Origin of the sequence: Neolewinella lacunae, assembly GCF_014349155.1 — a bacterium.
In the GTDB taxonomy this organism is placed as follows: Bacteria; Bacteroidota; Bacteroidia; order Chitinophagales; family Saprospiraceae; genus Neolewinella; species Neolewinella lacunae.
In genome coordinates this window covers 96,260-104,737 of the sequence record NZ_JACSIT010000034.1, presented here as the reverse complement: position 1 = coordinate 104,737, position 8,478 = coordinate 96,260, and the positions used below count along the sequence as shown (strand labels likewise).

Here is an 8,478-nt window from a genome sequence, read left to right as displayed (position 1 = left end):
AGGGTTTAGTGACGATCTTTGACAAGTTGGGAAAAGAGAGCAACAGTAATTTTAAAACGGATTTTATGTTCACATAAGATCTCGTTGCGAGAGAAATTCATTTCTCAAGCGTCTGTTGGATATTTTAATAACTAACTCATTAGTTTTAGGCAAATAATGTTACTCGATAACTTTATTTTGTTTCGTAAGAATTGTCGCTAATTAATTTTCTCTTCGGAGAGAGTTGTTAGGGATTAAGATTAGGAAGTGAAATAAGGGCGTACGGGGGATGCCTAGGCTCTCAGAGACGATGAAGGACGTGGTAAGCTGCGAAAAGTCAGGAGGAGGTGCAAACGACCGTTAATTCCTGAATGTCCGAATGGGGTAACCCACTTGGTTGAAGACCAAGTATCCGCAAGGAAGGTAACCCGGGGAACTGAAACATCTAAGTACCCGGAGGAGGAGAAAATAATTTAATGATTCCGCAAGTAGTGGCGAGCGAACGCGGAAGAGCCCAAACCAAGGCGATACGTCGCTTTGGGGTTGTAGGACCCGAATAATCAGTATTCACTCAATTGGAACATCTTTGGAAAAGGTGACCACAGAGGGTGAAAGTCCCGTACAGGTACGGTGAATGCTGAGTTGGGTATCCTGAGTAGGGCGGGGCCGGAGAAACCCTGTCTGAATTTGGCGGCACCATCCGCTAAGGCTAAATACTCCTGAGAGACCGATAGTGAACAAGTACCGTGAGGGAAAGGTGAAAAGAACCGCGAGAAGCGGAGTGAAAAGACCCTGAAACCGTGCGCCTACAAGCGGTCGGAGTCCTTATGGGATGACGGCGTGCCTTTTGCATAATGAGCCTACGAGTTACTCCTCACTACCAAGTTTAAGGTTTTCAGAACCGGAGGCGGAGCGAAAGCGAGTCTTAACAGGGCGTCAAGGTAGTGGGGGTAGACGCGAAACCTGGTGATCTACCCATGGGCAGGTTGAAGTTCCGATAGTCTCGGAATGGAGGACCGAACCGGTAAACGTTGAAAAGTTTTCGGATGACCTGTGGGTAGGGGTGAAAGGCCAATCAAACCAGGAGATAGCTCGTACTCCCCGAAATGCATTTAGGTGCAGCGTTGTGTAATGTGTGCTGGAGGTAGAGCTACCAATAGGGCTAGGGGGCTTCACCGCCTACCAACCCCTGATGAACTCCGAATGCCAGCATAACAGTAGCAGCAGTGAGGCAGCGGGTGATAAGGTCCGTTGCCGAGAGGGGAACAACCCAGACCATCAGCTAAGGTCCCTAAATTTGGGCTAAGTTGAATTGAACGATGTGGGGATGCTAAGACAGCTAGGATGTTGGCTTGGAAGCAGCCATTCATTTAAAGAGTGCGTAACAGCTCACTAGTCGAGCGTTCCTGCGCGGAAAATACTCGGGCATAAGTCCAGTACCGAAGCTATGGATGTGGAGACAAGACGTGTCTTGTCTGTACGTGGTAGGGGAGCATTGTAGTCAGCGCCGAAGGTGTACAGCGATGTATGCTGGAGCGGCTACAAAAGCAAATGTAGGCATGAGTAACGATAAAAGGGGTGAGAAACCCCTTCGCCGTAAAACTAAGGTTTCCGTATTCGATGTTAATCAGAATCGGGTTAGTCGGGTCCTAAGGTGTAGCCGCCAGGCGAAGCCGATGGCAAACGGGTTAATATTCCCGTACCCGCTCACAATGAAAGCGACGGAGTAGTGTAGGTATCGCGTACTGACGGAATAGTACGTTGAAGGCTGGGTAAAACTGGCCGATAGTACAGAGACCCTTTCGGGGGAATTTGATAGTGTACCGAAGCGTCTTCCAAGAAATAGCGAGTGAAGCGGCCCGTACCGTAAACCGACACAGGTAGTTGAGGAGAGTATCCTAAGGCGCTCGAGTGAATCATGGCTAAGGAACTAGGCAAATTAGACGCGTAACTTCGGGAGAAGCGTCGCCCCACAGTGATGTGGGGCCGCAGTGAAGAGGCCCAGGCGACTGTTTAGCAAAAACACAGGACTCTGCTAAATCGCAAGATGAAGTATAGGGTCTGACACCTGCCCGGTGCTGGAAGGTTAAGGAAGGGGCTTAGGAGCAATCCGAAGGTCTTAACTGAAGCCCCAGTAAACGGCGGCCGTAACTATAACGGTCCTAAGGTAGCGAAATTCCTTGTCGGGTAAGTTCCGACCTGCACGAATGGTGTAACGATCTGGGCACTGTCTCGGCCATGAGCTCGGTGAAATTGAAGTATCGGTGAAGATGCCGATTACCCGCAACGGGACGAAAAGACCCCGTGAACCTTTACTATAGCTTCACATTGTGTTAGGGTATAAGATGTGTAGGATAGGTGGGAGACTACGAAGCGGGCACGCCAGTGCTTGTGGAGTCGTCCTTGAAATACCACCCTTCTTATACTTTGACACTAACTCCTGCAAAACAGGAGGACCGTGTGTGGTGGGTAGTTTGACTGGGGTGGTCGCCTCCTAAAGCGTAACGGAGGCTCGCAAAGGTTCCCTCAGCATGGTTGGTAATCATGCGAAGAGCGTATGAGTATAAGGGAGCTTGACTGAGAGAAAGACAATTCGACCAGGTGCGAAAGCAGGCTCAAGTGATCCGGTGGTTCCGTATGGAAGGGCCATCGCTCAAAGGATAAAAGGTACTCCGGGGATAACAGGCTGATCTCCCCCAAGAGCTCACATCGACGGGGAGGTTTGGCACCTCGATGTCGGCTCGTCACATCCTGGGGCTGAAGAAGGTCCCAAGGGTTGGGCTGTTCGCCCATTAAAGTGGCACGCGAGCTGGGTTCAGAACGTCGCAAGACAGTTCGGTCTCTATCTGTTGCGGGCGTAGGAATATTGAGAAGATCTGTTTCCAGTACGAGAGGACCGGAATGGACGCACCTCTAGTGTACCGGTTGTGGCGCCAGCTGCAGTGCCGGGTAGCTATGTGCGGAATGGATAAGCGCTGAAAGCATCTAAGCACGAAGCCAACTTCAAGATGAGTATTCCATTGAGGGTCGCAGAAGATGACTGCGTTGATAGGTCATAGGTGGAAGTGCGGTAACGTATGGAGCCGAGTGATACTAATCGCCCGACAGCTTCCTTTTTTTCTTAATCAAAGCCGTACTACGTGTAGTAGGGCAAACGGTTAAGAAAAGTCTACAAAATAAGCAAACGAGGTCAACATAGATTGCCCTAGAACTTATGAGTAAGTAAATTGAAGCTGACGCTTGATGATAAATTTTAAATCAGCAAAACCAGGTCTTTACGTGGCCAGCAAAGTCCGCTGCAAAGTTATTGAACACTCTCTTTCCCACTTGTTGATCGTTTCACTAAAGAACGTGGTTTGCACTGAAGTGCCAACCAAAAGACTTTGGTGGCTATTGCGGGCAGGATCACCTCTTACCATTCCGAACAGAGAAGTTAAGCTGCCCAGCGCCGATGGTACTTGGACTTGATCCCGGGAGAGTAGGTCGCCGCCAATTTTTATGAAAGCCTCATCGCTACAAAGCGGTGGGGCTTTCTCCATTTTGGGCATTTTTTCCCGCGAAGCAAGCTTCGCTTTTTTTTCAACACTAAGGGCACTAAGAACACGAAGAGGCACTAAGAGAAATACGCTTAGTGCCTCTTCGTGTTCTTAGTGGTTCAAAAAGATGAGCGAAGCTCCCCAAAACCTTAGCCCCTCTTCGTGTCCTTAGTGGTTCAAAAAGAGGAGCGAAGCTCCCCAAAACTACTTCAGCTTACCCAAGCTAAGCTCCCCATATGCCTCCCCCAAATCTTCCTTTGCATTCAGGTCATGGCCGTCCAGTTTAAGAATGCTCTGCGGAAAAATCACCGTCAGCTCCCCGTCTTTCGTTTCCGAATCCCAGGTAAGAATGGCCTTTTGCCCGTCGATGCTGGTGGTTTTGGTGATGCGCGTCCCCTCTTTCTGGTCAACCGTCATGCTGTTCACCAACGACATACCCGGCAGGTTGCCCCCCATTCCGTCGGTGATCGTCAGGCTGATCCGCCGAGACGAATCCTCGTTCTTGAATTCCGCCGTCGCCGTAGAAATCGTGAAGCCCATAGCCCCGGTCTGGTTGGCGCTCAGGCTCGTCCGCGCCAGGCCCAGCAGGGTTTCGGGAACCATCGCCTCCAGGTCTTCCCGCGTCAGCGCGGGCCGTTCCGTAGTCCCTTCCTGCAGGTTTTTGAGCTGCTCCGTCGCGTTGGCGTAAAGGTCTTCAACGGCGGCCTGTTCGGCGCTTTTTCCGCCGCAGGCCAGCAAGGTGCCCGCTAAAATCAATACTGTGGTAATCCGTAACATGAAGGAAATTTTGTGCGGGCTCCTCCTTTTTTAGGCGCGGCCGCAGGTGCAAAGAATGAATAAAAGAGCAGAGAATGACCCCGCCCCGTGTGTAAACTTAGTCTTTTTGGGGCAAGCTTCCAGTCCCGCCCCTCCTTAGTGTCTCAACGCGGAATGGTCGTTACACCGCGTCGCTATTATCTGTACGCCGTGCTTCAGCTACTGGATGAGCCGATCCTTCAGGGCTTTTACGACCGCCTCCGCCCGGGTGTGGACGTGCAGTTTTTCGTAAATGTTTTTGATGTGGCTGCGCACCGTGTGCCCCGAGATGAAAAGCGCTTCGGCAATACTGCGGTAACTTTCTCCCGCACAAAGCTGCGCGAGTACTTCTTTCTCCCGCTCCGTCAGGGGGTTGGCGGGGCCAACGTGGAAGGTCTGTACCACCCGCCGGGCAATTTGTGGGCTCATCGGCGATCCGCCCGATGCTGCATCCTGCACCGCCGCCAGCAGTTCAGCCGGGGCAATGCCCTTCACCAGATATCCCACAGCCCCGGCGCAGAGGGCCGCAAATACGTAGTCACTGTCTTCGTGTACTGTTAGCATCACCACCGGCAATTCGGGGCGTCGGGCCCTGATCTCCGCCACCGCCGCCACCCCGTTGCGGCCACTGCCCAGGTCGATGTCCATCAGCACCAGGCCGGGGTGCAAGCCCGGTAATTCGGCCAGCAAGGCTTCGGCGTCGGGGAAAGCCGCCCGGCAGTAAAATCCCGGAGTGCCGTTCAACAGCAGCTCCAGCAGCTCGCGCTGCCGGCGGTCGTCTTCCACGATGACCAACTCCAAGGGACGTTCAGTAGTGTTGCGCTGGCTTAGCATCCGCTAAATATAGGCCAAAGCTCCGCGCCCCGCCAATCCCCCGTTTGGAGGATTTACTTTCTCGGCCGCCCGGCCCTACGGCTGCCCCCTTTCAGGCCACCCGCAAAGAGCAAGGTTTATTCCCTCCCTGCTGCCGGTCGGTCACTCTTTAACGCAAGCTCCACCCTAATTCGGCAGCCCCCCGCAGGCAAACGGAGCATCTCCAGCCGGGCGGCGATTTTCTCCGCCCTTTCCCGCATGTTCCTCAGGCCGTTGCCCTCCGAATGCAGCCCGGGGTCAAAGCCCGGACCATTGTCTTGCCACTCCAGGCGAAGTTGCCCGGCCGCCCCCCCGAAGCTAAGCTGCGCTTCGGTTGCCCTAGCAGCGTGCTTAAAGGTATTGTGCATCGCCTCCTTGAACAAGAGGATGAGATGGCGCCGTTGATCCGGCCGGAGGGAGATCGCCTCCAATTCTGGTGAAATGGCACTGCTGATGAAAGTGGCGGGGTGATGGGCAAAAAGATCCTGCCCGAAGCGCTTGAGCCGCAGGGCCAATTCGTAGGCATTGTCGTTGTCGGGGTCCAGAGCCCAGATGAAATCACGCATTCCTTCGCGGACGACCTGTACGTTCGAACTTATATCCTCCAACAGGCCCTGCACCTGCGGCCGCGCCCCCTCACTCGCTGCTACCTGCCGGGCGGCCAGGGCTGTGAGCAGGCTGACGCGGCTGAGGTGATTGCCCGCTTCGTCGTGAAAGTCACGGGCACTTCGCCGGCGAAAATTTTCCCGCTCGGCCATCCGGGCGGCCTCCACCCGCCGCCGCTGCCGCTCCCGCATACGGAAGGTTGCGCCCAAGACCGCCCCTCCCGCCAGGGCGAAAAGCGCCAGCGCCCACCAGCGCTGGTACCACGGTGCCGCCAGGTAAATTTTTAGCCGGCGAATCTGGTCGGAGTAGCGCTCCTGGGCATCACCCGTCCTTAGCTCCAGGGTGTAGGTGCCCGGCGGAAGGTGAGGGAAGGAAAGGTAATTGCGACCGTCGGTGTCCGTCCATTCTTCCTGGATACCCCGCATCCGGTAGGCAAAATAGGTGGAGTGGTGGGGCCGGAATTCGGGCGCTGAAAAAGAAAGGCTGATGAAGTTTTGGCCGGGCGGCAAACGAATTTCTTCCAGGCGGTTGATGTCGTCGGGCAAAACCACGGGCGGCGCACTGGGGTCCTGGGAAATGCTGGTGCCGATCACGTGGTCAAAAAGTTCGAAACCGGTGAGGATGACGGGCGGGAAATGGTCTTCCCGCAGTAAACTATCGGGGTGGAAAAGGTTGAGCCCGTCGCGCTGACTCAGGGCAAGTTGCCCGTCGGGCAACACCGTCCACCCGTACTGGGCGTTGGACTGCCCGGCGAGACCATCGTGGCGCGTGACGACATTCTGGACTGAGAACCTGCCGTCGTCGGAAAGCGCAAACTGGGTGAAATTGCCGCCGAAGGACCCCCAAAGCCGCCCTTGCATATCTTCAAAAACGCCGTAGCACAGCGCGTACGGCAGGCCGTCAGCCAGGCCGAAAGACCGGAAAGTGCCGTCTTCCTGATAAACGGCCAGGGCTTCGGGGTTGCTGACCCAGATGCGCCCGCGGCGGTCCTCGAAAAGGTGGAGGATCATGTCACTGGGCAGGCTGCCGGGGTCCGTTTCGTCGTAACGGAAGCACTGGAAGCCCTCCTTGCCGTCCATCATCCGGCGTAGGCACAGGCCGGCATTGCGGGTGCCGACCCAGAGCCGCCCCCGGCGGTCGTACAAGACACTGAAAAGGCTGGCGCTGGAAAGCGCACTGGAGTCGGCCGCATCGGGCAGGTAGGCCCGGGTGTTGCCGCTGCTCGGTTGCCAGGCGTAAAGGCCATTGCTGGTGGCCAGCCACTGCGTACCGGTGGGGTCTTGAGCAGTTTGGTAGAGGGCCTCGCCGTCCAGGGAGTAGGGGCTCAGGTCAAGCGCTTCGAAATGCGGAGCGGCGGGGTCATCGAGCACCAAAAGATTACCGCCGCCCTGGCGGTAGCCCACCCAGAAAGTACCGGGCCGTGGACCAGGGTCCACGTTAAAGATGTAGTGCTTCCGCAGCCCCGGCAAGGTCTCCGGCGTGTAACAGCGCACGTTGCCCGTCCGCAAGTCCAGGATCGATAAGCCTTGCTCCGTACCCAGCAGCAGAAGATGATGAACGGGGTCGTAGGCAGAGCCTTTGGTGAGGTTGTGGCAAAGGTCCACCACCCCGGGCTGACGTTGAACAATGCGGATGGGGCTCTTGCGCAGGGAGATCCGGTCGATCCCTTTGCGCGTGCCGATCAGCAGGATGTCTGCGGGAGCAATGGCGAGGCTGAAGACGCTGTTGTGGGCCAGGGAGTTGGGGTCTCCGGGGTCGTGGAAGTAGTGGTGCAGGCGGGGCTGCAAGACGTCTTGCCAATCCACGCGAAAAAGGCCGTTGGTGCTGCCCAGGTAAAAGACATCGCCCCCCGTTCCCAGCAAACGAATGGGTAACAGGCGCTCGCCCGTGCTGGCTGGCAGGGGTACGTTGCCCAGCAGGACCAGACCGCTGCCGTGCGGACGGTACCTTTCCAAGGCCCCAGCGCGGGCCACAACCAGGTCTCCGTTGGCCGTCTGGGCCACCCCGTAGCACTGCTCCTTGAGCAGCAACTGCAGCCCGCCGCTGGAGGGATGCAGGCTGGCCAGGCCAAAGTCTCCCGCCAACAGGAGCTGCCCGTCGGTCCTGCGGGCCAGGTCGCGAATAGCCCCGATGCCGAGTGCGCGCTGCCGCCGGAGCAGCAGGCTGTCGGTCCGGAAGGTTTCCGTACCCACGTCGAACAAGAGTAGTCCGCCGCCGCTGGCCACCCAAAGGCTGTCCCGGCCCTGGGCCAGGAGGCGGTAGACGATTAAGCCGGCGCTGGCGTCGGTGCCGGGGGAGATTGGCGGACGGAAATTTCGGAAACTCTCGTCGGAGGGATTGTGCCAGGAAAGGCCACGCTGGTGGCCGATCCAAAGGCGGGCGTAAGGGTCTTCGTAGAGAACCTGCACGTAATCGTTGCTCAGACTGCCCGGGACTTCGCGCCGGTGGCCAAAATTTTCGGTGGTACTGCCGTCGTAGCGCCGCAGGCTCGTTTGACCACCCACCCAGAGGTACCCATCCGACCCCACCAGGAGGTCTTGCACCGTCCCGTAGGCCAGGTCGTGCCCCTCCGGATAATGGAAAATGCGGGGTTGCCCCTCCGCCGTTCCAGGCAAAGTGCAGTAAAGCAGCAGGGAGAGGAAAAGGCGCATAATGGAGAGCATTCCCAACGGTGGGCAAACGGCCCGGCCAGCGGTTATTCCGCCTAAAA

The 8,478-nt window shown here is 56.5% G+C and carries 3 protein-coding genes and 2 rRNA genes; 2 read left to right on the top strand and 3 right to left on the bottom strand.

The window, feature by feature from the left end; all coding sequences use genetic code 11:
* Positions 1–240 precede the first annotated feature (240 nt).
* Positions 241–3,096, top strand: a 23S ribosomal RNA gene (locus tag H9S92_RS00890).
* 265 nt (positions 3,097–3,361) lie between these two features.
* Positions 3,362–3,474: ribosomal RNA gene (gene rrf / locus H9S92_RS00885) — 5S ribosomal RNA — on the top strand.
* Between the two features lie 245 nt (positions 3,475–3,719).
* Here rrf and H9S92_RS00880 read toward each other — a convergent pair.
* From H9S92_RS00880 to H9S92_RS00870, 3 genes are all read right to left on the bottom strand, one after another.
* Complete coding sequence (locus tag H9S92_RS00880) at positions 3,720–4,292, bottom strand: hypothetical protein (protein WP_187464842.1); 573 nt, start codon at positions 4,290–4,292, stop codon at positions 3,720–3,722.
* A gap of 198 nt (positions 4,293–4,490) precedes the next feature.
* Positions 4,491–5,144 (bottom strand): response regulator transcription factor, encoded by a 654-nt coding sequence (locus tag H9S92_RS00875; RefSeq protein WP_187464841.1) that lies wholly within the window; start codon positions 5,142–5,144, stop codon positions 4,491–4,493.
* A 116-nt stretch (positions 5,145–5,260) separates the two neighbouring features.
* Positions 5,261–8,419 carry a sensor histidine kinase gene (locus tag H9S92_RS00870; RefSeq protein WP_187464840.1) on the bottom strand — a complete coding sequence of 1,053 codons (3,159 nt, stop codon included), beginning with the start codon at positions 8,417–8,419 and terminating at the stop codon, positions 5,261–5,263.
* Positions 8,420–8,478 lie beyond the last annotated feature (59 nt).

Bases quoted from the DNA above. Each gene is read 5' to 3' on its own strand.
- H9S92_RS00880 (WP_187464842.1), bottom strand. From the start codon at position 4,292: ATGTTACGGATTACCACAGTATTGATTTTAGCGGGCACCTTGCTGGCC.
- H9S92_RS00875 (WP_187464841.1), bottom strand. From the start codon at position 5,144: ATGCTAAGCCAGCGCAACACTACTGAACGTCCCTTGGAGTTGGTCATC.
- H9S92_RS00870 (WP_187464840.1), bottom strand. From the start codon at position 8,419: ATGCGCCTTTTCCTCTCCCTGCTGCTTTACTGCACTTTGCCTGGAACG.